Origin of the sequence: Variovorax sp. CAN15, assembly GCF_030462475.1 — a bacterium.
Lineage (GTDB): Bacteria > Pseudomonadota > Gammaproteobacteria > Burkholderiales > Burkholderiaceae_C > Variovorax.
The window spans coordinates 15,187-40,252 of record NZ_JASMRZ010000021.1 but is presented as its reverse complement, the minus strand read 5'-3'; the positions used below and the strand labels follow the sequence as shown (position 1 = coordinate 40,252).

13 protein-coding genes are annotated in these 25,066 nt (G+C 69.7%); all 13 read right to left on the bottom strand.

Annotated elements, in window-relative coordinates:
* A complete protein-coding gene (locus QMO14_RS15650; protein WP_301508182.1) occupies positions 1-933 on the bottom strand; it encodes a hypothetical protein in 933 nt (310 codons plus the stop codon).
* A gap of 48 nt (positions 934-981) precedes the next feature.
* Positions 982-1,932 (bottom strand): hypothetical protein, encoded by a 951-nt coding sequence (locus QMO14_RS15645; RefSeq protein WP_301508180.1) that lies wholly within the window; start codon positions 1,930-1,932, stop codon positions 982-984.
* Positions 1,929-3,005 (bottom strand): glycosyltransferase, encoded by a 1,077-nt coding sequence (locus QMO14_RS15640; protein ID WP_301508178.1) that lies wholly within the window; start codon positions 3,003-3,005, stop codon positions 1,929-1,931. Before QMO14_RS15640 ends, QMO14_RS15645 begins: the two co-directional genes overlap by 4 nt.
* Positions 3,006-3,023: 18 nt before the next feature.
* Positions 3,024-4,349 carry a hypothetical protein gene (locus QMO14_RS15635; protein WP_301508176.1) on the bottom strand — a complete coding sequence of 442 codons (1,326 nt, stop codon included), beginning with the start codon at positions 4,347-4,349 and terminating at the stop codon, positions 3,024-3,026.
* A gap of 29 nt (positions 4,350-4,378) precedes the next feature.
* Positions 4,379-5,380 carry a GDP-L-fucose synthase gene (locus QMO14_RS15630; protein WP_301508174.1) on the bottom strand — a complete coding sequence of 334 codons (1,002 nt, stop codon included), beginning with the start codon at positions 5,378-5,380 and terminating at the stop codon, positions 4,379-4,381.
* Positions 5,381-5,449: 69 nt separating this feature from the next.
* On the bottom strand, positions 5,450-6,166 hold the full coding sequence (locus tag QMO14_RS15625) for a sugar transferase (protein ID WP_301508172.1): 717 nt from the start codon (positions 6,164-6,166) through the stop codon (positions 5,450-5,452).
* Positions 6,163-8,505: a polysaccharide biosynthesis tyrosine autokinase gene (locus QMO14_RS15620; RefSeq protein WP_301508170.1), complete on the bottom strand. Its 2,343-nt coding sequence runs from the start codon at positions 8,503-8,505 to the stop codon at positions 6,163-6,165. The genes QMO14_RS15625 and QMO14_RS15620 overlap by 4 nt, the downstream gene beginning before the upstream one ends.
* Before the next feature lie 48 nt (positions 8,506-8,553).
* Complete coding sequence (locus QMO14_RS15615; RefSeq protein WP_301508168.1) at positions 8,554-9,765, bottom strand: polysaccharide biosynthesis/export family protein; 1,212 nt, start codon at positions 9,763-9,765, stop codon at positions 8,554-8,556.
* 68 nt (positions 9,766-9,833) lie between these two features.
* Positions 9,834-10,787, bottom strand: coding sequence for a hypothetical protein (locus tag QMO14_RS15610; protein ID WP_301508166.1), 954 nt, complete (start codon positions 10,785-10,787; stop codon positions 9,834-9,836).
* Positions 10,780-11,604 (bottom strand): alpha/beta hydrolase, encoded by an 825-nt coding sequence (locus QMO14_RS15605; protein WP_301508163.1) that lies wholly within the window; start codon positions 11,602-11,604, stop codon positions 10,780-10,782. The genes QMO14_RS15610 and QMO14_RS15605 overlap by 8 nt, the downstream gene beginning before the upstream one ends.
* The gene (locus QMO14_RS15600) at positions 11,601-12,326 is read right to left on the bottom strand and encodes a 4'-phosphopantetheinyl transferase superfamily protein (protein WP_301508162.1); all 726 of its coding nucleotides are present in this window, start codon (positions 12,324-12,326) and stop codon (positions 11,601-11,603) included. The genes QMO14_RS15605 and QMO14_RS15600 overlap by 4 nt, the downstream gene beginning before the upstream one ends.
* A gap of 5 nt (positions 12,327-12,331) precedes the next feature.
* Positions 12,332-17,347, bottom strand: a complete 5,016-nt coding sequence (locus QMO14_RS15595; protein ID WP_301508160.1) for a non-ribosomal peptide synthetase — start codon at positions 17,345-17,347, stop codon at positions 12,332-12,334.
* Positions 17,344-24,639, bottom strand: coding sequence for a polyketide synthase (locus tag QMO14_RS15590; protein ID WP_301508158.1), 7,296 nt, complete (start codon positions 24,637-24,639; stop codon positions 17,344-17,346). Before QMO14_RS15590 ends, QMO14_RS15595 begins: the two co-directional genes overlap by 4 nt.
* Positions 24,640-25,066 lie beyond the last annotated feature (427 nt).

Here is a 25,066-nt window from a genome sequence, read left to right as displayed (position 1 = left end):
TCACTTGCCGGCCGGCACGCGATGGACGCGGCGCGTATCGAACAGCCGGCGCGCGAACGCGCCCGCGCGAAAGGCGTTGTTCTTCGCGCGCCGTGCCATCTGCAGCGCGTAGGTCACGGCCGCCACGGTCAGCATGTGGCCGCGCAGCGCATAGGGCATGGCCATCTTGGCGCTCCCCTGGAAGTGCAGCGCCACCACGCGGGTGAGCTCGCCCGAGGTGCTGGTCAGCCAGGCCTTGCCCTCGCGGTAGGCGATGCGCTTGGCGCCGCCGCGCACCTTGAACTCCCCGCGATGCAGGTTGTGCATGCCGTTGATGTTGTGGTCGACCACCGTGCCCTCGAGCACCCGGTTGATGGGTTCGTCGTTGCCCGTGGCGTGCGCCCAGAGGTAGAGGAGCGTCATGTCGGAAACGCCGCCGCGCACGCCGCGCGCGGCGAAGCGCGCCGAGATCTCACGCAGCTTCCTGCGGCCCGAGGGCGTGGCGTAGGTGTCGAGCACGCAGGCCACGAAGCGGCGCAGGCCGTTCGACGTCCAGTAGCTCACATGCGGCGAGATCTGGCAGGGGTTCCAGCCATCGGCCGACTGCATGCTGGAGCCCGAGAAGTCGGCCTTGCCTGCCAGTCGCCTGATGTGCTGCCCCGCGCCCTGGAAAAGCAGCACGTCGCTGTCGATCAGCACGAAATCGCGTACTTCGGGGTTGGATTCCAGAAATCGCGCAAGCAGAAAGTAGCGGCGAAAACAGATCTTCTCGAACTCCGGTGTGTTGCTCGACAGGTGGACGTAGGAGCGGCAAAAGCGCTCGTAGGCCGGACCCGCGTCGGTGTCCGAGAGCACCAGCAGCGGCTCACCGGCGAGTTCGGCCGATTCGCGGCACAGCGCGAGGGTCTTGTTCTGGCGGTCTTCCACGACGATGAAAGGCAGGGGCGGGTTCATGGCGTTCGGGTTGAGGTTGAGGGGGTGTGACAGCGGTTTTTCCGGTATTCAGGGCTTGGTGGCGGCCGTGACGCTCTGGATGAGCGCGACGTGCGCGGGAACGAAGCGGCCGGCCGCGTCGATGGGCATGTCCAGCGTGAAAAGGCCCCGCGCGGCGGCCGCATCGGCGATCCAGGTGCGAAGCTGCGCGGCGGTGAAGCGCGCCGGTGCGTCGCGGCCCCACGAGGCGGTGAGCGGCGTCAGCACGTGCAGCACCAGCTCCGAGGGCGGGCCGGTCAAGTGCGGCGGGGGCTGCATGTATTCGCCGGCCATCAGGTTCTGGCAGGGGGCGGACTTGGCGCTGAAGCGCTCCGCGCCTTCGCCCGCGTTGAAGGCCAGCCAGCGGTTGGCAGCGCCCGCACGGGCCGCGCCGCACAGCATTTCCCAGCCGGCGGGCGTGATGCCCTTGGTGTTGTAGGTGCCGTCGAACCACCAGCCGCTGGCCAGCGCGCCGTAGCGCTCCGACCAGTCGCGTATCACGCTGGACCATGCCGCGATGAAACGCGCGGGCGGCGGTTCCTGCTCCGACACGTCGCCCAGGCATTCCATCAATCCGCGGTCGGCCTGCGGCGCGCGGAACGGCAGGTACAGGATCAGCGCGATGCCCCGGCTGCGCAGCGCCCGGCCGATCTCCAGCGGCAGGTCGCGCGGCGGGCGGTTGGCGGCGCTGGACGGGCAGAGCACTTCGAGCGCGGCGTTGGGCGCGATGTACTGGCCGCTGTTCTGCCCGAGCGTCAGGATGAGATGCGAAACACGCATCTGAACCAGCGTGGCTGCGAAGGCATCGACGTCGAAACGTTTGATCTCGCCGATCGATTGCTTGTCGGGCAGGTAGTGCACCATCACACCGAAGCCGGGCTGCGGGGTGGGCGCGGGCTGGGCAAGGGCAGCGATCGGCAGGGCGACCGCCAGCAGCAGCTTCGCGAAGAAGCGCGGTAGACAGGCAAAGCATCCGCTCATGGCAGGGCCCCCGCGAGCGACAGCGTGCCGCGCTTGAGCATCAGATAGCGCCTGGCGACGTTCGCCGGCGCGCAGGTGCCGGCATGCACCCATGCCGGGCGCGCGTGCTCGTGGTGCGCGAGGTATCGGGCGAGCTGCTCCGGGTCGTCGCCGTCGCTGCCCACGAAGAAGGCATAGTCCGCGAACAGCTCGCGGTGCACCGGAATGTCCGACAGCAGCAGCGGTACGCCCAGCGTCGCCGCCTCGGCCGCCGAGAGGTTGAAGCCCTCGAAGGTGGAAAGCGAGATGAAGGCCGTGGCGCCCTGGTACAGCCGCAGCAGCGCGTCGCGCGGCACCAGCCCGCGGTGCCGCACGCATTCGCGTGCCTCGGGGGCCATTGCCGACACCATGCGCTGCACGTCGGCCGCGCCGTTGCCGGTGATGTCGAGGCAGTCGACCAGCCCGGCCGCCTTCATGCGTTCGAACTGCGCGAGGATGCCGGCGAAGTTCTTGTGCGGGTAGTAGTGGTAGGCCGCGATCAGGTAGCGTTCGCCCGGCACCGCGACGGCTGCCGGTGCGACACGAGGCGCATCCACGGGGTTGAAGATGACGCTGGAATGGGCGCATCGGCCGAAATGGCGCTCGAAGTCGCGCTGGCTGCTGTGGCTGATGAAGACCACGTCCGCCGCGCTGCGCGCCGTGCGCCACAGGCTCCAGTCCAGGAAGAGACGCTTGCCGCGCCCGAAATACTGCGGATAGGTCTTGTACTGCAGGTCGTGCACGACGACCACCGAGTCGCGATGCCGCCCCAGCGGCGTGGGCGGCAGGAAGTAGTTGGGGAACACCGAGAAGAGCTGCTCGCCGGTGATCAGCGCGCGCAGCCGGTGCGCGTTGTAGAGCAGGGTTTCGAGCACGAAGCGGCTGATCTTCAGCCGCTGTGCCAGCGCGAAGAGGCGCGGATGCCGCTCGCTCACGGGCACCACCCGGTCGTCGGGCGCGAGCCGCAGGTGGCGCAGCAGCAACTCCGACACGTTGAGTACGCCTCCGGCTGCCTTGTTGAGGCGCACGGTGTCGTAGTAGAGATAGGTGGCCATGGTTTCCTCTCCGTCTTCTCAGGCGCTCGGAAGGCGATGGCGCAGCACGCGCGTCATTGCGCGGCGGTTGCGGGAGCTCAGCGAGCCTGCGATGAAGGCGGCGATCAGCCCCGAGGCCGCGAACGGCCCCCAGCCCAGGATCGGGCCGCGCATGAACGGCACGTAGGCGGCCAGCAGCACGAGCGCCGAGAGGTACGAGCCCGACACCGGGCGGCCGGCCTGCACCGCCCGATCCACCGCGCGGAACATCGCCGAGATCGCGAAGCCGAAGAGCGCCGGCCCCGCCATGCCGAAATCGAAGTACGCGGTGGTGAAAGGAGGCAGCGAAAGGTTGCTCTGCGAGAAGTTGCCCAGGATCGCGGTCCAGCCCAGCGGGTCGAAGTCCGGGAACATCTTCAGGCTGCGCGGCAGGAAGAACGAGAAGGCCGAGAGCAGGTAGCGGCCCCAGCCCAGATCGGGGATCGGCGCGCGCTCCAGGATGCCCGCGACCACGAACATCGCGTCGAAGTCCTGGCTGAACGGAAAGGTCCGCAGTTCCTCGCCCCAGATGCTGCCGCGAGAGATCAGATTCAGCACCGGCCCCAGCCCCGCGATCGCGCCGAAGAGCAGGCCCGCAAGCAGCCAGCGCCGCCTGCGCGCCAGCATGTGGATGAGCAGCGGCAGCAGCCCGATCAAAAGGATCTGGCGCGCCGTGTTCACCGGGTTGGCCGCGATCGCCGCCAGCCCGAACGCGATGCCCGCCGCACCCCATGACCACAGCGTGCGGCGGCGCATCGCATGGATGGCCAGCGCCACGAAGCACACCAGCACCACCAGCTTGGGCAGCGTGGAATAGAAGATGAAGTCGACGGCGAGGTTGTTGTCCTCGCTGCCCAGGCCCACGACGCCGCGCGCCACGAAGTTGAGGTCCGGCTTCACCAGCAGCGCGGCGAAGGCGAGCACCACGCAGCCCAACAGCAGCAACTGCGCATTGGCGAGCTCGACCAGGCGGCTGTCGCGCCGGACCATCGCATCGGCGGGCGCATCGCGCTCTCCCAGCCGCGCCGCCTCCACGCCGGCCATGTAAAGCAGCAGCAGCATCAGCGCCTGCGTGTACGACTCGGCGCGCATCAGGCCAGCATCCCAGAACTCCACGTCGTGTGAAATCTGCATCGCCGGCGCGATCGAGAAGTAGGTGAGGATCGTCGCGTAGTGGATCAGCAGGAACACGCTGCCGCCGGCTCGCCCAAGCATCGCGAGCTGCACCAGCGCCAGCACGGCCACCGCGGCGTATCCCCAGGCCGGGTCGACCAGGCCGCACAGGGCGGCGCAGACGATGCCGGACCAGAAGGCGAGGGGGCGCATGGGGGGGCTGCAGGTGGACGAAGAGCGGTTCAGGCGTGGGCCTGCGCCAGCGCCTGGGCCGCATCGATTTCATCGACGGGCCGGATTGCCCGCAGGTAGTCGGCGTAGGTGCGGCGAAGACCCTCGGCCAGCGGCACGGTCGCGTGCCAGCCGAGGCTGTTGGCGCGCGACACGTCCAGCAGCTTGCGGGGCGCGCCATCGGGCTGCGCCAGGTCGTAGCGGACGCTGCCGGTGTAGCCCACCGCCTCGCGGATCAGCTCCGAGAGTTCGGCGATGGACACGTCCTCTCCGGTGCCGAGATTGATGTGGCCGCGCATCGCGTCGGTCTGCAGGTCGTACTCGGCGCGCGACAGGTTCATCACCGCGAGGCAGCCTTCGACCATGTCGTCGACGTACAGGAACTCGCGTCGCGCACGGCCGCTGCCCCAGATCAGCACGCTGGGCGAATTGCCTATCTTGGCCAGGTGGAAGCGCTGAATGAGCGCCGGCACCACATGGCTGTTCTCGATGTGGTAGTTGTCGCCCGGACCGTACAGGTTGGTCGGCATCACACTGCGGTAGTCGATGCCGTGCGTGGCACCGTACTGGCGGTTGTAGCTCTCGCACAGCTTGAGCCCGGCGATCTTGGCGATGGCGTAGGGCTCGTTGGTGGGCTCGAGCTTGCCGTTGAGCAGGTATTCCTCGCGGATCGGCTGCTCGGCCATGCGCGGGTAGATGCAGCTGGAACCCAGGAACAGAAGCCGCTTCACGCCCGAGACGAAGGCCTGATGCGTCACGTTGGTGGCGATGGCCAGGTTCTCATAGATGAACTGCGCCGGATAGGTCATGTTGGCGTGAATGCCGCCGACCCTGGCCGCCGCCAGGTAGACCTCGTCGATGTGTTCCGTGGCGAAGAAGCGGGCCACGGCTGCCTGGTCGAGGAGGTCGAGTTCCGAGTGGGTTCGCGTCACCACCTCGTGGCCCAGTTCGCGCAGGCGCCGTGCCGTCGCCTGACCCACCATGCCGCGATGACCTGCAACAAAGATTCGCATATGAGCTTTCGTGAAGTGGTTGAATGGAAAAAGCGAGTCGGGTGTTCGGGGGCGGATGCCGTCGATTTGCTATCGCGACCCGCGCGCCCCCGTCACCACGCCAAAGGTCTTCAGCAGGATCACGAAGTCCCGCCACAGCGACAGGCGGGCGACGTACTCCGCGTCCATCGCGGCGCGGCGGCGGTAGCTGATCTCGTTGCGCCCGCTGATCTGCCACAGGCCGGTGATGCCCGGGCGCACGGCGCAGTAGTGGGGCCAGTAGTCGCCGTACAGGTCCTTCTGCGTGAACATGCAGGGGCGCGGGCCGACCATGCTCATGTCGCCCTTGAGCACGTTCCAGAACTGCGGGAACTCGTCGATGCTGTACTTGCGCAGGAAGGCGCCGAAGCGGGTGATGCGCGGGTCTTGCTGCAGCTTCTGGTAGACGGCCCACTCGCGCCGCGCGGCCTCGTTCTCGCGCAGGTGGCGCGCGAGCACCGCGTCGGCGTCGGCCACCATCGAGCGGAACTTGTAGAACTTGAACACGCGCCCGTCCTTGCCGTAGCGTGGCTGCATGTAGATGGCGGGGCCGCCCGAGGTGTAGAGCACGCCGAGCCAGATGAGCGCGTAGGCCCATCCGAAGAAGAGAAAGAACGAGCCGGCCATCAGGATGTCGGCCGCGCGCTTGGCGCGGCGCTGCCAGGGCGTGCCGCCCAGCGGCATGTAGGGGGCCGTGTTGGCGGCGGAGCCGATGCCGGCGCTGCCGGGCCCGCGGTCCGTGGAGGAGTTGGATCTCAGCGTGTTCATGATCCGGCGTGCTCCGGTTCGATGCGCCTGGGCATCACGGTGTCGGCCGCGTCCAGTTCGTAGGAGGGAGCGCGGCGGGTCATCGGGACGGAGGAGGCGTAGCCGTAGTAGCCGTAGCCGTAGCCGTAGCTGCGGTTGCGGCGTTGCGACGTGTCCACCGCGTTGAACACCACGCCGTGGAAGGCCGCGCCCACGTGGGCCAGGCGCTTGCTGCTTTCCAGCAGCTCGCCGATCTCGCTGTTGTCGGCGCGTGCCACCAGCAGCACGGTGCCCATGCTGGGGGCCATGGCGGCCGTCTCGGAGGCCAGCAGGGTGGGGGGCGCGTCGATCACCACCACGTCGTAGCGCGCCGACAGCAGCGCCAGCGCATGCGCGAAGGTGTCGCTGGTCATCAGGCCGGCCGGATCGGGGTGCGGCGTGCCGGCGGATATCACGTCCAGGCAGGGCAGCACCTGGTGGTGGATGGCATGCTCCAGCGCCACCTCCCCGGTGATGACGTCGGCCAGGCCGTCCTTGCGCTGCAGGCCGAAGTCCTCGCTCAGGGTGCCGCGGCGCAGGTCGCCGTCGATCAGCAGCACCCGCTTGCCGGAGACGGCCAGCAGCGTGGCGAAATTCGACGACACGAAGGTCTTGCCCGCGCCAGGCGTGGCGCTGGAAATCAGTATCCGGTTGTTGGGCGCGCCCACCATCACGAACTTGAGCGCGGTGCGCAGCCTGCGCAGGCCTTCGAGGGCCGGGTCTTCGACGTGCAGTGCCGCCAGTACCTTGACGCCGGGCTTGCCCTTGCGAACCGCGCGGTCGAGCACGCGCTGCTGCATGCTCAACGGGATGCTGCTGTACACGTTCAGGCCGGTGATGGCTTCGATGTGGTCCGGGCTTTCGATGGAGCGCTTCAGGTTCTTGCGCGCCAGCGCCGCGGCGCCGCCCGCGAACAGTCCGCCGGCCAGCGCCAGCGCGATCACGATCAGGGACTTGGGCCGCACCGGCTTCTCGGCCACCAGGGCCTGGTCGAGCACGCGCACGTTGGCCACCTTGCCTTCCTTGGCCAGGCGCATCTGCAGCGAGCTGTTGAGCAGCGTCGCGTAGAGCTCGGTGTTGACCTTGATGTCGCGCTGCATGCGCACCGTGTTCTGCTGCAGCATGGGCATGCGGCGGATGCGGCCGTCGACCGAACCCAGCTCCTTCTTGAGCGAAGCGATCTGGGCGTCCAGCGTCTGCACCATCGGGTGCTCGGCGGTGAAGCGGCCCACCAGGTCCAGACGCTTCTGCCTTGCGTCGAACAGCTTGGCCTGCAGTTCGACGTTCTGCGACAGGGCGTTGCGCGCCTCGTCGTCCAGGTTGATGGTGCCGTTCTGGTTGCGGTAGCGGTTGTAGGCGTCCTCGGACTGCTCCAGCTGCTGCTTGAGCTTGGGCAACTCGGTGCCCAGGAAGGTCAGGGCGCGTTCGGCCTGCACCGTCTTCTGCTCGATGTTCTGCCGCACGTACAGGCCGGCGATCTCGTTGAGCACGTCGGCGAGCTGGTTGCGGTTCTCGGCCTGCAGGCTGACGTCCATCACGCCGGACTGCTTGCCTTTCTCCACCACGCGAAGGTCGCGCTGCAGGCCCAGCAGCGTCAGCTGCTTCGATTGGCGCACCAGCTCGAAGGCGCCGCCGGGTCGGGCATCGAAGGAGCCCACCAGCAGATGCAGGCTGCCGCCGGGTACGGTGGCGTCCAGGGGCGTGCCGACGATGCCGTGCAGCGGCGACTCGAGACCGGGATTGGTCAGCGTGTAGTTGCCGTCGGCGCCCGCGACCAGCGTGAACTTCTTGCCCTCGAAGGCGGGCGGCACGTCCATCTGCGCCACGGTGATGCGCTCGGTACCCGAGACGTAGTTGCCCCACCCGAGCAGGCCCGGACTGGAAAGCTGGCTCGAATGCCGTGCCAGGAACTCGCCCACCACCGGTATGTAGCGCGGCCTCGCATCGATGAAGAGCCGGGTGTTCTCCATCGCCTGGCCCAGCACCATGCGCGAGCGCAGGATCTCCGTCTCGCCCGCGGTCGGCGTTTTCGCGGCGATGCTGCCGGCGCCGTTCGCATCGCCCGGAAAGTTGCCGGCCGAGCCTTCCGGGTCTTCCACCTGGATCAGGATGTTGGCCTCGTACACGCGGGTGCCGAAGAGCGCATAGCCCACGCCCGCGAGCAGCGCCAGCGTCGCGATGCCGGCGATCAGCCAGCGGTTGTCGATCAGCACGTCGAGGTACTCGTGGAACCGGGACTCCCGGGGCCAGGCGGTGGTTTCGAGCACCGTCACGGGAGCGCCCGCCGGTGCGTGGAGCGAGGCTTGCCATTGCGCATTCATGAGGGTCACCTTCTTGCTTCGGCTCTGCCGTACGGACGGGCGCGGCGCCTAGCGGCGGGCGGTGTCGCGGGCGAGGTTGACGACCTGTGCGGCCGGGAGGATCAGGCTGAACACGCGGCTCCAGCTCACCAGCGGCACGCGGTCCACGTACACCACGTCGCGCGGCTGCAGCTCGAAGCGGTCGGCCAGCGCAAGCGCCACCGGGTTCTTTGCGTTCAGGTTGAAGACCTGCTGCACGTCGAGGTTGTCGGGCGAGTTGCGCACGACATAGATCTGGCCCGGATCGGAGGTCGCCAGGTCTGGGCCGCCCGCGTCGCCGAGCGCCTCGTTCAGGCTCAGCCGGCCGTTGTTGCGCATCTGCAGCGCCGACGGCGCGCGCACTTCGCCCATCACGTAGACCCGGCTGTCCTCGCGCGTGCCGACGTTGACGATGTCGCCGTTGCGCAGCGGAATGCTGTTGCCGTCGGCGCCCAGCGCCTGCAGCAGCGGCAGGTTGATGACCGTGGAGACGCCGCCGCGCGTGAGCGTGACGTGCGCGCGGTCGCCGGCCTGGGTGAAGCTGCCGGCGCGGCTGATGGCCTCCGACAGCGTCATCGGCACGTCGGTGAAGATCTGCAGGCCCGGCGTGCGCACTTCGCCCTGCACATAGGCGCGCTGGCTGCGGAAGGACTGGATGCGCACCGTCACCTGCGGGTCCTTGATGAAGGTCTTGATGCGCTGCGCGATCAGTTCCGACGCACCGCTCTCCGTCAGGCCCTGCACCTTGGTGCGCCCGATGTAGGGAAAGAAGATCTCGCCCTTGGCGTCGACGATGAAGCCGGGCGCCACCGTCACGCCGGTCGGGTCCGACTGCTGCGCGATCACCGCGCCGGCGTTCGGCAGCAGCTCGGGGTGGTCGTACACGATGATGCCGACCACGTCCCCGGGCCCGATGGTGTAGACCGGCGCCGCGGTGAACAGGCGCTTGATGTTCTCGGGCACCGCCGTCGGCCGCTGCGCGATCTGCGAGCGGATCAGGTCGGGCGTGATCGGGATGATCTTTCCGCTGTCGGCCGAGGCCGTGCTGTCGCCCGTGGTGCTGGTGAAGCCCAGCGGTGCCACCTTGCCGAAGCCCGGCGCGCAGCCCGCGAGCGCCGCGAGCCCGATGGACACCAGCATGGCCAGGCCCAGCCATCGCAGCCGGGCCTGCGCTGGCGTCCGGGCCAGGACCGCGGACGTTTGCGTTCCGCGTGCTTGTGTCGCTGGATCGTAGCGTTGCATGATGATCTCCTTGACGGCTGGTTGTGACGGTGGTGCAAGGCGTGAATGAAGAGGCGCCGCCCTGTGTGTCAGAGCGCGGCCCAGGTGGTCATGGCCGGTTCCGCGTTGGCCGGTGCGCGGCTGCTGCCCTGGCTGCGCCGCCCGGTGCTGCCGACCAGGCAGCGCTCGGCGACCCAGTCGCCCACGCTGCGCAGGAAGAGCTGCTGTCCTCTCGCGGTGCAGACGGTGTGGTCGACCTCTGCGAGGAACTCGTACCGCAGCTCCTGTGCGAAGGGCTTGCGGGCGAAGGCACCGAGTTGGTCGCGGCCGCGATCGCACACGTGCAGCGATCCCGAATAGAGCAGCTGCATCGCCACATTGCGTTCGGCAAGACGCTGCAGCGCGGCGCCGAACCAGATCTCGTTCGCCTCGGGCGCGCGCCTCTCCGCGAAGAAGCCCGGCATGGGCGTGGTCGAGTGGCTGCGCAGGAAGTGGCGCTGCAGCCAGCGCCTGGCCTTGCCCGGAAAGGACGGGTGCGCGGGCGCGGCCAGCGCGCGGCGCAGGTTGCGCTCCAGCCGCGCGCGCAGTTCCGGAAAGGCGAAGCCGTCGAACAACGACAGCGCCACCACGCGCCGGTCGGCCAGCGCGGCCGACATGGCGTGCTCCACACCCGAGCACATGCCAACGATCACGAACTGCCGGGCCCCCAGCGCGCGTTCGGCGGTGTCCATGGCCGCCTTCAGGCTGTGCACCGCGCGGACGTGCAGGTCGGACGATGTGGCCAGCGCCTCGCTGTCGCCGATGCCGCCCAGGTCGAAGCGCAGGCTGCCCACGCCGCGCGCGGCCAGCAGGTGCGCGAGCTTCACGTTGATGCGGCGCGGCCCCACACGGTGGTTGGCGCCCATGTTGAACATGAGGCAGGCGGTGTCTCCCGGCGCCGGCTGCGCGGGGCGCGTGAGCATGCCCATCAGCGCGTCGCCTGGGCCGAACAGCACGGGAGCTTGCGTCATCACGCCCGCGGTCGTCGTCGTGGCTTCATTCATGAAGGGCTCCCTGGAGACGGTTGAGCGCATCGGCCGGGACCATCGCGCTGTTGGGATAGGGGTCGGAGGTCCAGTCGAGCTGGTGGCTGAAGTAAGCGAGGCGTACCGGCATGTGGCGCGACTGCTGGTCCGCGGCCCACTGGGCGGTGCGCTCGTCGTCGGGCTCGGTCAAAACCAGCGTGTCGTGCAGCGCGGTGAGCGGCAGGGATTCGGGCACCAGCGCCGCCAGCTGCGCGCGCAGCGCGGGCGAGAGCAGGGTGCCCAGCGCCTCCTCGGGCATCGCCTCGGGTTGCCGAAGCAGGCTGCGGCGCCAGGCCAGGTCGGGAATGCAGAAGGTCGTGTCGATGGCCGCCACGTGCTGCTCGCGCAGGAGCCGCGCATAGCTGCGCCCGTCGATCACCGGTTCCCACAGCACCAGCCGCACCGGGTCGCAGCGCCCGCCGCGCGCGGCCAGCACCGCCACCGTGGCGCCGAGCCGCGCGCCGATCCACACGATGGAGGCGCCGGGCGCGCGCCGCCGCAGTTCTTCGTGCGCCGAGCACAGGTCGCGGCGCCAGCCGTCGAGCTCGCCTTCGATTTCCTCGCCCGGCGAATCGCCCGAGCCGTAGAAGTCGAAGCGCAGCGCGGCAACGCCCGAGCGCGAGAGACGCTCGGCCAACACCTTGAAGAAGCGATGGGTGCGCAGGCCCTCCTGCCCGAAGGGCGGGCACAGCAGCACGGCGGTGCCGCCGCCGGCACGGCCTTCCTCGGCGGGATGGAACACGCCGAAGACCTGCCGCGAGGCCGGCCCGAACATGAGAGGCTGCAAGCGGCTCATGCGTGCGCCTCCAGCAGCCGCCCCGAGTGGCTGGCCTGTCCGGCGCGGGCTTCGGTCTGGCGCCATTCGGCGATGGAGCCCACGCAGTCCATCCGCTCTGGCGCCGGCGCAAGCAGCAGCCACAGGATGCGGCCCGCCACCGAAAGCTCCACGCTGCGGCAATCGGGCTCCAGCCCCACCTCGAAACTCTGCGACGACACCAGCAGGCCCACGCCGATGGCCTTGAGGCAGGCTTCCTTGCGCGTCCAGCAGGTCAGGAAGGCGCGGTCGCGCTCGTGCGCGGGCAGGGCCGCCAGCGCCTCCTGTTCGTGGCGCGTGAAGTGTTCGGCCGCGAGCACCGCCGCGTCCGGCACCGGGCGCAGCAGTTCGATGTCGGCCCCCAGCGGACCACGCCCGCCGATGGCGATCAGCGCCAGCCCCTGGCTGTGGCTCAGCGAGAACTGCGTGCGCGCATGGCCCGTGAGAGACGGCTTTCCGAAGGAGCCCTTGGACAGGTGCAGCTCGGCGTGCTGCAGGCCGGTGTACTCGCTCAGCGCCTGCCGCAGCGCGAGGTGCGAGGCCACGTAGCGCTGACGGTCCAGCGGAGCGCGAAAGCTCCCGGCGCGCTCGCGCTCCTCGTCCGAGAGCACCTGCTCGGAGGGAAGGCTGGCGAACCTGTCCAGGTCGACGTACAGGCACAGCGGCACGTCGATGGAAAGCGKCTGGGGGGAATGGCCGGTCATGTACATCACCCCTTGCGCAGCCAGCCGCCCAAGGCGCCGAGCAGGCCGCCGCGCTGCTGATGCTTCTGCGCGTGCGCGGCCGTGCCGGCGGCGAGTTCGGCGAGGTCGGAGGGCACTCCCTCGCCAGCGACGCGCGGCGACGCGGCGATCTGCCCGAGGTTCTCGAACAGGTAGCGGCGCGGCTCCACGCGATGTCCCAGCGTCTGCGCCGCCTGCTGAACGGCGCGCAGCACCAGCAGCGAGTCGCCGCCGAGATCGAAGAAGTTGTCGCCGGCGCGGATCTCGGCCACGTCGATGCCGATCACCTCGGCCCAGATGCGGGCGAGTTGCGCCTGCTCGGGCTCGAGCTGGTTCTGCTTCGCCCTGGCCGCGCCGCCGTTGCCATCGAGCACGCCGCTGGCGGCTGCCGCCGTCGCCGTGTCGCTCGCCGCCATCTTGCGCAGGTACGCGGCGGCGGTGGAGGTCTCGGGGTCGGTGATCCGCTCCAGCGTCGCGCCGGGTTCCTCGGCCACGCGGCGCAGTACTTCGAGATAGCGCTCGCGCAGTTGGGCGCCGGTCTCGCGCAGGTAGACGTCGGCGTTGTAGATCAGTGCGCCTTCCAGGCCGTGCGGCTTGTCCATCAGCCATACGCCGATGTCGTCGGTGGCGCCGTGCTGCATCACGTGCACCTGGCGGGTCTGCAGGCTGCCGACCGAGCGGGCGCGCTCGCGGGCATCCTGGAACGAGAACATCGACTGGTAGGGCCCGGAGGTCCTGATCTGCCCGGCGTAGCCCGGTTCTTCCATCAGGCGCTCGAAGGGCACCTGCTGGTTGTTCATCATCGACAGCAGTTCCTGCTTCACGTAGCGCATGAAGGCCGGCAGCGCGAGCGAGCGGTCGATGGCGAGCGAGACTGGCAGCACGTTGTTGAAGAAGCCCATCACGTCTTCCGTCTCGGCCTGTTGGCGCCCGCGCACCGGGTTGGCGATGACGATGGCGTCGTTGCCGGTCACCTGCGCCATGGTCAGCGCGTACACGCCGAAGGTCAGCATGCTCAGCGTCACGTCCATGTCGCGCGCGATCTCGCGCAGCCGCTGCGTGCTCTGCAGGTCGATGTGGATCCAGTGCGCGCCGCCCTGGCCGCTCTTGCCGGCGCGCCGGGGCATGTCGGTGACCGGCGGGCGCACGGCCTTCGCGCCTTCGAGGCGGCCGCGCCAGAAGGCGAGCTGTTCCTCGCAGGCCGGCCCGGCGAGCCATTTCTCAAGCCATTCGGCGTAGTCGCCCTGGGTGGTGGAGAGCGCGGTCAGGTTGTGCGGGCGGCCACGCTCGGCGGCGTCGTACAGCGCGGACATCTCGCGCTGCATCAGGTCGAAAGACCAGCCATCCCAGATCAGATGGTGCGGAACGAAAAGGAACACGTGCTCGTCTTCGTCCAGCTGGAACAGCGCCGCGTGCATCATCGGCGCGCTGTGGATGTCGATGGGCCGGTCCGCCAGCTCCTGCATGCGCTCGGCCAGCTCGGCCTCGCGCTGGTCGGCGGGCAGGCCGCGCAGGTCCACCAGCGGCAGCGTGAATTCCGCCGATTCCGAAATCACCTGCACCGGCTTGCCGCTTTCCGCATCGATGCCGATGTGGGTGCGCAGCGAGGGCTGGCGGCGGATGATCTCGCGCCACACGTTTTCGAAGCGCGCGGCGTCGAGCCGGCCGGTGAGCCGTTGCGCCGAGGGTGCGTTGTAGACCGAGCGGCCCGGATGCAGCTGCTCCATGAAGCGGATGCGCTCCTGCGCCATCGTCAGCGGCGCGGTGGTGCGCCCGATGCTGCGGCCGATGGGCGCCTGCAGCCCCACGCCCGAGCCCTGCAGCGCCTGGATCGACGCCGCCAGCTTCGCGGCCGTGGGCGACTCGAACAGCGTGCGCAATGGCACCGTCACCTGGAACTCTCGGCTCAGCAGCGTGGTCAGGCGCGCGGCCAGCAGCGAGTGGCCTCCCATGGTGAAGAAGTCGTCGTGCATGTCCAGCCCGGGCAGGCTCAGCACCTTCTCCATCAGCGCGAGCACTTTGCGCTCGTGCTCGTTGCGCGGGACCGCGCCGCGGCGCACCTCGTCGCGCGCCACTGCCTGCGGAGGCGGCAGCGCGACGCGGTCGATCTTGCCGTTGGCCAGCTTGGGCAGCACGTCCATCGTCACCACGTGCTGCGGCAGCATGAAGGCCGGCAGGTGCTTGCGCAGGTGCACCATCAGCGTCTCGAGGTCGAAGCCCGCGCCCTGCTTGAGCGCGAGGTAGGCCACCAGGCGCACGTCGCCCGGGTTGTCCTCGCGGGCGATCACCACCGCTCGCGAGACGCCCTCGACTTCGCAGCAGCGCACCTCGATCTCGCCGGGCTCGATGCGGTAGCCGCGCACCTTCACCTGGAAGTCGAGCCGCCCGAGGTGGTCGAGCAGGCCGTCGTTGCGCCAGCGGCCGCGGTCGCCGGAGCGATACACCTTCTTGGGCGTGCCGAAGATGCGCACCGTGACGAAGCGCTCGGCGGTGAGCTCGGGGCGGTCGAGGTAGCCCAGCGAAACACCTTCGCCCGCGATGCAGATCTCGCCCGGCACGCCGATGGGGCAGGGCTGCAGGTCGGCATCGAGGATCCAGATCTCGGTGTTGTCCACCGGCCTGCCGATGGAGACGCCGCGGGAGGCGATTTCTTCGGGGCGCACGTGCCAGGCGGTGGAATACACCGTGGTCTCGGTCGGGCCGTAGCCGTTCCACAGGCCTTCCATGCGCTCGCAGAGCGCCAGTGCCATGCTCGGGCGCAGCGCCTCGCCACCGGTCCAGCCACGGAAGCCGGGCGCGCCGCCGGCCCATTGGGCATCCAGCAGCAGCTGCCACATGCCGGGCGTGGCCTGCAGCAGGGTGATCTGTTCCTCGTCGAGCGCGCGCGACAGCCGCGTGCCGTCCATCGCGACCTCGCGCTTCACCATCACCAGCTCCGCGCCCGCCGCCAGTGGCAGCAACAGGTCGGGCACGGCCATGTCGAAGGACAGGGTGGTGACGGCCGCGATGCGGTCGTGCGGCCCGACCTTGGATTCGCGCTGCATCCACTGCAGCAGGTGCGCCACGCCCCGGTGATGGGCGATCACGCCCTTGGGCAGCCCGGTCGAGCCCGAGGTGTAGATGATGTAGGAGGCGTCGTCGGGGCCGGGGTCGTCCTCGCTCGGCGGCAGCGGCTCGCCGGAGAGCTGGCGCCAGTTGTCGCGGTCGATCTCGAAGATGCGCGCGCCAGCATCTGCGCGCCAGTCGCGCGGCGCGACCGCGATGTCCGACGAAGTCAGCATCAGGCTCAGGCTGGCGTCGGTGGCGTAGTGGTCCAGCCGGGCCTGAGGAAAGGCGGTGTCCAGCGGCACGTAGGAAGCGCCCGCCTTCAGCACGCCCAGCATCGCGACCACCATCTCCAGGCTGCGCTCCAGGCACAGGCCCACCCGCTGCCCACGGCCGACGCCGCGTGCGCGCAGGGCGCGTGCGAGGCGGTTGGAGAGCGCATCCAGCTCGCCGTAGCTGCAGCTCCTGGCACCGTCGCGCACGGCCGGACGATCGGGCTGCATCGGCACGCGCGCCAGGAAACCCGCATGCGCCAGCGGCGCACCGACCAGCGGAACGCGCGCCGGCTGCAGCGCGATCAGCTCGCGCGAGGCCTCGGCCGACAGCACCTCCAGCCGGCCGACGGTTTCGTCGGGCTGGTGCGAGGCCGACTGCAGCACGCACTCGAACATGTCGAGCCAGCGCTTGATGCTCACCTCGTCGAACAGGTCGGTGTTGTACTGGGCCTCCACCATCAGGCCGCCTTCATGAGGGCGCAGGTTGGCGAAGAGTTCGAAGTTCTCGTAGCGGCGGGCGATGGTGTCCTGCACCACGTCGAGGGTGGTGAAGGCCTGCGCGCTGCTGGCAACGTCGGGGTCGACGTTGAAGGCCACGCTCACCAGCGGCAGCCGGCTCGGGTCGCGCTCCAGCGAGAGCTGACCCAGCAGCGCCCCATAGGTGAGCGCCTGGTGGTCGAATGCGTCGAGCACCGCGGTGTTGCACTCGTCCATCAGCGCGTCGAAGCGCATGTCGGCATGTGCGGCGATGCGCAGCGGCAGCAGGTTCACGCAATGGCCGACCAGGCCCGGCATGTCGTGCGCGAGCTGGCCCGATGCCGGGATGCCGACCACGATGTCGTCCTGCCCCGAAAGGCGGTGCAGCGTCGCCACGAAGCCGCTGAACAGGCCGGTGAACAGGCTGACGCCGGCCTTGGTGCTGGCCGAGCGGACGGCCGCGACCAGACGCTTGTCGAGCAGCCGCTCGGCGCGGCGCGAATTGAAGGTGCGCGCGGCCGGGCGCGGGCGGTCCAGCGGCAGGTCGAGCACCGGCAGCGGACTGCCCGGGAAGCGGCCCAGCCAGTAGTCGATGTGCGCCTGCATGTCCGGATGCGCGGCGGCCGCGGCCTCCTCGGCGGCGAAGTCGGAGAAGAGCGGCGCGGCCTTGAGCTTGAGGCTGGTGCCGGTTTCCTCCGCATAGAGATGGCCCAGCTGCTCGGTGATGACGGCCCACGACCAGCCGTCGCACACCACGTGGTGCGCCGACATCACCAGTTCGTGCTCGGTTTCGCCGAGGCGGTAGAGCGCGGCGCGGAACAGCGGGCCGTGCTCCAGTGCGAAGCGCGTGCACACGGCGTCGTCGTGCGCGTCGCGCAGCGCCAGCGCGCGGGCCTCGGGCGCCAGACCGGCCAGATCGTGCTCGTCCATCGGGTTGCCGCCCGCGTGGCTGACCAGCATGCAGGTGCCGTCGGGGGAAATGGTGGAGCGCAGGGCCTGATGGCGCTCCAGCAGCCGGACCATGGCGCGCGCGAGGGCCGGGCGATCGAGTTCGCCGCGCAGGCGCAGCACCACCGATTCGTTGTAGGCCATCGAGGCCTCGGGGCTCAGCGTCGCGCCGAGCCAGACTTCGCGCTGCGATTCCGTGGTCGGGATGATGCACTCCACGGCGCCACCGCTCGTGGTGGGCTTGAGAACGGCATTCATGCTGCAACCTTTCCGTTGACGTGTTGGTGGCTGTCGGAAGCCGCGTCGGGCACATACCAGAAGGGCTGGCCGTCGATGTCGCGGGCCAGCACGGAGCCTTCCTCGGCCGGCTTGTGCAGGTCGAAGGCGGTGACCGGTACGGCGCGGCGCGGCAGGAACCCGGATTCCTGCATCTCGCCGACCGATTCCTTGAAGGCGCGCTGGATGAAGGCGATGTCCTCGGCGCTGTGCGCGCTCGTGAGGAAGCACGGGAAGTTGTCCAGGATGTGGACCCCGCGGCTGCGCATCATGGCGAACAGCAGGTCCTGCAGCGGATGGTCTTCGAGCCAGCTCACGCGCCACAGCGATGCGAAGTGGCGGATCTCGATCGGCGCGCCGACCTCCTTGCACCAGCCCGATAGCTCGGCGGCCATGGCGGTGGTGCTGGCGTTGAGCCCGGATTGCAGCGAGGGCCCGGCTTCCTTCAGGTGCACGAGCGAGGCCTTCGCCGCCGCGAGCGCGAGCGGATGGCGCACGAAGGTGCCGGCGAAGTAGGTCACGCCCACCCCGGGAATGGAGTCGTCGCCGTATTGCCATGCGCCGCCGTCGAGCGCGTCCATGAACTCGCGCTTGCCCGCGATCACGCCCACCGGGAAGCCGCCGCCGATCACCTTGCCGTAGGTGGCCAGGTCGGCGCGCACGCCGAAGAACTCCTGCGCGCCGCCCAGCGCGGTGCGGAAACCCGTGATGACCTCGTCAAAGATCAGGCAGCAGCCGTTCTGCGAGGTGATGTCGCGCAGCTGATGCAGGAACTCGCGCGGCTGGAAGTCGGGCCGGCGGCTCTGCACCGGCTCGGCCAGCACGGCGGCGAGATCGCCCGCGTTCTCGCGGATGAACTCCAGCGCCTCGGGCGTGCCGTAGTCGAGCACGCGGATGTCGCCGAACATGCCGCTCATCACGCCCGGCGCGGCCGAGAGGCCCTTGCCGCCCTTGCCGGCGCGCACCAGCACCTCGTCGAAGGTGCCGTGGTAGGAGCCGGTGAACACCACCACCGTGCTGCGGCCGGTGACGGTGCGCGCGATGCGCAGCGCCGCCATCACGGCCTCGGAACCGGTGTTGCACAGCCCTGCGCGGTCGTTGCCGGTGAGCTCGCACACCAGCGCCGTCACCTCGGCGGCCAGCGGGTGCTGCGGGCCGATCTCGTAGCCGGCGTCGAGCTGGCGGCGTACGGCTTCCTGCACGAAGTCGGGCTGCCAGCCGAACATGTTCATGCCGAAGCCGTTGAGCGCATCGACGTACTCGTTGCCGTCGAGGTCCCACATCTTCGAGCCCTTGGAGCGCTCGATGACGATCTGGTAGGTGATCTCCTTCGTGATCGGCCTGAAGCCGTTGACCACGCGCGGATCGGCCATGTGCGCCCGGTTGGCCTCGGTGAATTCCTTGCTCTTGCGCGTGCGCTCCACGTAGCGGCGGATGAAGGCCGCCAGCCGCGCCTTCTGCCGGCCGCTGGGCTCGGCGGTGCGCTGGGTGTGGATGCGGGCGATAGCACCGAAGGCCTTGCTCACGTCGTAGCGCACGGGCTGGGCAGGTTCTTCGGCGACGGCGGCAACCGCGGGGGCGGGCGCGGCAGCCGGCGCAACCGCCATTGGGTTGGAAGCGGCCGGCGCCGGCGCCACGGCCTGCAGCGTCACCGGAGGCGCCGAAGGAACCGCCCCCGACAGCAGCGCGAGCTGCTGGCGCATCAATTCCATCTGCTGCGAAATCAGCTGCGGCAGATGGGCATCGCCCATCACCGCGCTGCCTTGCACAGGCATGTAGACCGGCATCGGCACCGGCTGCTGCGCGGCCGCCTGCACGACGGAGACCGCGTTCTGGACTGGCGCGCCTGCCGCGGGGGCCATCGCGGCGGCCGGGGCCGGGGAGGCTTCGGGCGGCAGGCTCTCGCGCAGGAAAGCCGAGAGCGCGTCGAAGCTGCGGTAGTTCTCCATCAGCTGGCGGAAGCTGACGGCGACCTTGAAGTGTTTCTTGATCTGCGTGGCCGCCTGCGTGAGCGTGAGCGAGTCGAGGCCCAGCTCGCCGAAGGGCGCCTGTCCCTCGGCCTGCGCCATGTCGAGGCCGGAGATGTCCTCGAACAGGGTGCGCAGGCGCGAGTCGATGGGCGACGGCGACGCGGCGGGGGGATGAAGAGGCGAGGGCGAAGCAGCAGTCACGATCGGCTCCAGGGAAATGGGTGGGACTGGGACGGCGGCGACGGGCGCAGCCGCGACGGATGGGGTGTTGGGCGATGCGTCGGCCGGGGCGATGTCGACCCAGCAGCGCTTGCGCTCGAAAGGCGTGGTGGGCAGGCGCACGCGTTGCGCGCCGGCACGGGCGCTCAGGCGCGAGAGTTCGACCTCGGCGCCGCAGGTCCACAGCCGCGCGAGCGCCAGGCGCAGGGTGCGGGCCTCGTCGGCACTGCCGCCGGGCTCCACATGCAGCAGCGGAAAGACGCTGCCCGCGTTAGCGCCGTGCTGGCGCACCAGCGTGGCGAGCATGTTGCGCGGGCCCGCCTCGACGAAGAGCGGGTTCTGCACCTGCGCCATCGCACTGCGCACGGCCGGCGAGAAGCGCACGGTGCCTCGCAGATGCCGGGCCCAGTAGGCCGGGCTCGTGGCGTCGGCGTCTTCGAGCGGCAGGCCGGTGAGGGTCGAGAAGATCGGAATCTGCGGCGCGCGCAGCGTCACTTGGCCCACCAGAACCTCGAAGGGCGCGACGGCCGCGTCCATCATGGCCGAGTGGAAGGCGTGCGAGGTCTGCAGCAGCCGGCTGGGAATGCCGTCGGCTTCCAGTGCGGCCTGCAGCGCGGCGATGTCCTCGAAGGGGCCGGCGGCCACGCAGGCGGTGGGGCCGTTGTCGGCGGCGAGGGAGAGATTCGGGCCGAGCCGCTCGGCGAGATCGGCCCCGCCCAGGCGCACCGAAAGCATTGCGCCTGGCGGTTGCGCCTGCATGAGCGCGCCACGGCGGGCCACCAGCCGGGCGGCATCTTCGAGCCGCATCACGCCGGCGATGACGGCCGCGACGAACTCGCCGACGCTGTGGCCGATCAGCGCATGCGGACGCGCATCAAGCGCCAGCAGCTTCCGGGCCAGCGCGTATTCCAGCGTGAAGATCGCGGGCTGTGTGGCGGCGGTGGGCGCGAGCGCCTGCGGGTCGTCGCTGAACATGCGTTCGCGCAGGTCGAAATCCGTCGCGCCGGCGAAGGCGGCCATGCAGTCGTCGAAGGCAGCAGCGAAGACAGGGTCGTTCGCATGCAGGTTGCGGCCCATGGCGGCGTACTGCGCGCCCTGTCCGGGGAACATCAGCACGAGCTGCTGCGCGCGCGAGGCGGCGCGGCCGCTGGTGCCGCTCGGAGAGGCGCCATCGCGCAGCGCGGCAATGGCCTCAGCCGTGCTGCCGGCCACCACGGCGCGGCGGAAGGCATGGGCCTTGCGGCCGACTGCGAGGGTATGGGCCACGTCGGCCAGCGGCAGTCCGGGCCGGCTTTCCAGGTGCGCTGCGAGCTGGCCGGCGGCCACGGCGAGCGCGGCCTCCGAGCGCGCCGACAGCAGCAGCACCTGGTCGCCCACGGCCGGCGGCGAGGCCGGGCGCAGCGGCGCTTCCTCGACGATGACGTGCGCGTTGGTGCCGCCCACGCCGAAGGCGCTGACGCCCGCGCGGCGCGGCTGCCCGTCGCGCGGCCACGCCTGCAGGCTTGCCGTGACGTGGAAGGGCGTGCGCGCGAAGTCGATCGCCGGGTTCGGCGCGCTGAAGTGGACGGTCGGCGGGATCTGCTCGTGGTGCAGCGCCAGCGCCGTCTTGATGAGGCCCGCCGCGCCCGCCGCCGTGACCATGTGGCCGACGTTGCTCTTGAGCGAGCCGAGTGTGCAGTAGCCGAGCGCGTCGGTGTGTTCGGCATAGGCGCAGGCCAGCGCCTCGACTTCCACCGGGTCGCCCATCGGCGTGGCCGTGCCATGCGCCTCGACATAGGAGATGCTGCGTGCATCCACCTCGGCTGCCGCCAGCGCGGCGCGGATGACGGCCGCCTGGCCATCGACGCTGGGCGCGGTGAAACTGGCCTTGGCGCCGCCGTCGTTGTTCACGCAGGCGCTGCGCAGCACGGCGTAGATGGTGTCGCCGTCGGCCTGCGCGTCGGCCAGCCGCTTGAGCAGCACCACCGCCGCGCCGTCGCTGAAGACGGTGCCCCGGGCCTGCGCGTCGAAGCTGCGCGTGTGGCCGTCGGGCGAGAGCATCGAGCCCTCGTTGTAGAGATAGCCGCTGCGCGGCGGGCAGGTGACCGAGGCGCCGCCGGCCAGCGCCATGTAGCACTGGCCCGTGCGCAGCGCATGGAAGGCCTGGGCCACCGCCACCAGCGAGGTCGAGCAGGCGGTATGCACGCTGACGGCCGGGCCCGTGAGGTTGAGCCGGTTCGCCACCCGCGTGGTGATGTAGTCCTTCTCGTTGGCCAGCATCACCTGGAACTCGCCCACCGGCTCCACCAGGTCGGGCCGCGTGCTCACGTGGCGCTGTAAGTAGGTGGCGTTGTACATGCCGGCGTACACCCCGACCGGGCCGGGTGCCGCGTCGGGCACGTAGCCGGCGCGTTCCAGGGCCTCCCAGCAGATTTCGAGGAACACGCGCTGCTGCGGGTCCATGAGTTGCGCTTCCTTCGGGCTTATGCCGAAGAAAGCGGCGTCGAAGTCCTCGATGCCGTCGATCACGCCGCGTGCGCGCACATAGGCCGGGTCGCGGCGCAGGGCTTGCGAGACGCCCGCGTCGAGCGTGGCGTCGTCGAAGAAGCTGATGGTGTCGCGCCCGGCGACGAGGTTGTCCCAGAACTGCTCCACGTCGGCCGCGCCGGGGAAGCGCCCGGCGGTGGCGATCAGCGCGACGGCGTCTTCAAGATGGGTGGCCGCTGCGTCCGGTCGATCCTTGAAACCGGGCGCAGCGGCCGTGGCGGACTGTTCGTCCGCCGGCTGCATCCGCGCACCCATCGCTTTTGGCGTGGGATTGCGGAAGAAAAGATTGGCCGACAGCGGCACCGCCGAGTCCTGCCGCAGGTCGGCCAGCACCTGCAGCACCAGCAGCGAGTCGCCGCCGAGGTCGAAGAAGTTGTCGTTGCGCCCGACCTTCGCGATGCGCAGCGCGCGCGCGAAGGCATCGCACACGCGCTGCTCGGTGGCGTTGCGCGCTTCCTCGAAAGGCTGCGCAAGATCCGGGCGCTCGCCGGCCGGCTCGGGCAGCGCCTTGCGGTCGAGCTTGCCGTTGGGCGTGACGGGCAACTGTGCGAGCCACACCTGGGCGGATGGCAGCATCGCGGCGGGCAGGCGCCCGGCGAGATGGGCGCGCAGGGCCTCCCACGAAAGCTGCTCTTCCGCAGAGCGCGAAACCAGATAGGCGACAAGGCGCAGCTGCCCGTTTTCATCGGGCCGCGCGACCACTGCGCAGGACTGGATGGCCGGATGCGCGAGGATTGCGGCCTCGACTTCGCCGGTCTCGATGCGGTGCCCGTGGATCTTCACCTGCCCGTCGCGGCGGCCGATGAATTCGATGGTGCCGTCGGGCAGCCAGCGCGCGAGGTCGCCGGTGCGGTAGAGGCGATCGCCCGGGGCGCCGAAGGGATCGGGCACGAAGCGCCCGGCGCTGAGTTCGGGCTGGCGCAGGTAGCCGCGCGCCAGGCCGTGGCCGCCGATGCACAGCTCGCCCACGAAGCCGGTCGGCAGCAGCGCCATCGACGGGCTCAGCACGCGCAGCACGGTGCTCTTGATGGGGCGGCCGAGCGGAATCGAGCGCAGGTCGTCGGACAGCGGCGCGGCGATGCGGTGCGTGGCCGCGAAGGTGGTGCATTCGGTCGGGCCGTAGCCGTTGCTCAGCGCAAGCCCGGGCAGGGCTGCGAGCGCGCGCCGCACATGCGGCACCGAGAGCGCTTCGCCGCCGGTGAACAGATGGCGCAGGCCGGCGAGATGCGCCGGGTCGTCGTCGATCACCGCGTTGAAGAGCGCGGCCGTGAGCCAGGCGGTGTGCACGCCGTGGCSCTCGATGGTGCGGGCAAGGCCTGCACCGGTGGGCACGCGCTCGTCGTGGATGACGCAGCAGCCGCCGTTGAGCAGCGGCCCCCAGATCTCGAGCGTGGCCGCGTCGAAACCCAGCGGCGCCGCATGCAGCATGGCAAGGCCCGGGGCAAGGTCGACGTAGTCCACGCCGACGACCAGCCGCAGGATCGAGCGATGGCAGATCTCGATGCCCTTGGGCGTGCCCGTGGAGCCCGAGGTGTACATGACGTAGGCCACCGATCCGGCGTCGATGGCCGGTGGATTCCATGAACTCCGGTTCTGCTTGTCCTCGCACTCGTCGATCAGGAAAACAGCGCTGCCCGGGGGCACGAGATGGCGGTGCTCCTTCGTAGTGAGTACGTGGTGCGCACCGGCCTCAGCCAGCATGTAGGCGATGCGTTCGCCCGGGTAGTCCGTGGGCACGGGAACGTAGGCACCACCGGCCTTGAGGATGCCTAGCTGGGCGACGACGGCTGCCATCGAACGATCGAGCAGCATGCCCACCCCGTCGCCGGTTCGCACGCCCAGGCTCTGGAGGTGATGCGCGAGGTCGCTGGAGCGGCGATCGAGTTCGCCGTAGCTCATCGTCGTGTCGCCCTGCGCGAGGGCGACGGCTTCTGGGGCCGTTGCTACCTGGCAGGCGAACATCGCGGGCACAGTGAGGGCCAGGTCTACCGGGGGGAGGGTGGTGTTCCAGGCGTCGAGCTGGTCGGCGCGGTCGGTGTGCGGCAGCGTGCGGATGTCGCCGAGGGCGGCATCGGGACGCCCGAGAAGGTCCTGGGCGGTTGCCGCGAGGGCGGCGAGCAGTTGGCCGATCGCCGCCGAATCCATCAGGCTCGCGACCGCATCGACGTGAAGGCATGCGCAAGCGGCATCGAAACGCAGGCGCAACGGGGCGTCGGCCTCTTCCGTTTCCTCGCGCAGCCAGAGCGAATCGGGTGCGGCCGCGCCGGGCGCTGCTCGCGAAGGGGCTCGGCGAGTGAAGTCCAGCACGGCGAGCCAGGCGCTCACGGCCGTGGTCGCGTCGAGTGCGATGCTCAGGGGGCCGCGGCCCGCTTCGCGCAGCACGGGCTGCGGGTTCCCGAGCCAGCGCGATTGCAGCAGCAGCCATGCGGCGGCGAAAAGCGTGTCGGGCAGCTGGCCGCTGGTGGCGAGGGAGCGTGTCCAGTCCAGCGCGAAGTCGGGGGAGAGCGTCGCCGATCCAGCGTGGCGGCCGCAGGGGCCGTTCGAATTGGATCGCGACACGAACAAGTCTTCCAGGGAAAGCCCCGGAGCACCTTGTCCTGCCTGCGAAACAGTTTGAATTTCCACGTAAATATCCCAAAAGAAATAGGACGAAAGCGGCCGGGAGAATGGAAAATCCATTCGCCTGATTCAAAGAACCGGAGATGACATGCGTTCTTTTCGTGTCTTCATCCTAGGGTGTTTGCAACTGGTGTTGTGTGGACTTAAGGCCTAAGTTACAACTAGATAAAGTTATTTCTGAAACGTACTACCCGAACCGTCCCGGACGAGGTAACTGATGCGCCGCGCGCGGTGAAAAGTGAGCCGGACGACCCCGTCAAGGCACCGTCCGCGCCGGGTAGAAGCGGGGTACTCAAGGGGAGACCCAGAGGAAAACAGGAGGGCAAGAGCCTCTGCGGCTGTTTCGGAGGGTGCCCGGGCTGCAGCT

Coding starts and splice junctions, on each gene's coding strand:
- QMO14_RS15605 (WP_301508163.1), bottom strand. CDS start 11,604: ATGAGCCGCTTGCAGCCTCTCATGTTCGGGCCGGCCTCGCGGCAGGTC.
- QMO14_RS15645 (WP_301508180.1), bottom strand. CDS start 1,932: ATGAGCGGATGCTTTGCCTGTCTACCGCGCTTCTTCGCGAAGCTGCTG.
- QMO14_RS15615 (WP_301508168.1), bottom strand. CDS start 9,765: ATGCAACGCTACGATCCAGCGACACAAGCACGCGGAACGCAAACGTCC.
- QMO14_RS15625 (WP_301508172.1), bottom strand. CDS start 6,166: ATGAACACGCTGAGATCCAACTCCTCCACGGACCGCGGGCCCGGCAGC.
- QMO14_RS15650 (WP_301508182.1), bottom strand. CDS start 933: ATGAACCCGCCCCTGCCTTTCATCGTCGTGGAAGACCGCCAGAACAAG.
- QMO14_RS15630 (WP_301508174.1), bottom strand. CDS start 5,380: ATGCGAATCTTTGTTGCAGGTCATCGCGGCATGGTGGGTCAGGCGACG.
- QMO14_RS15635 (WP_301508176.1), bottom strand. CDS start 4,349: ATGCGCCCCCTCGCCTTCTGGTCCGGCATCGTCTGCGCCGCCCTGTGC.
- QMO14_RS15640 (WP_301508178.1), bottom strand. CDS start 3,005: ATGGCCACCTATCTCTACTACGACACCGTGCGCCTCAACAAGGCAGCC.
- QMO14_RS15595 (WP_301508160.1), bottom strand. CDS start 17,347: ATGAATGCCGTTCTCAAGCCCACCACGAGCGGTGGCGCCGTGGAGTGC.
- QMO14_RS15610 (WP_301508166.1), bottom strand. CDS start 10,787: ATGAATGAAGCCACGACGACGACCGCGGGCGTGATGACGCAAGCTCCC.
- QMO14_RS15620 (WP_301508170.1), bottom strand. CDS start 8,505: ATGAATGCGCAATGGCAAGCCTCGCTCCACGCACCGGCGGGCGCTCCC.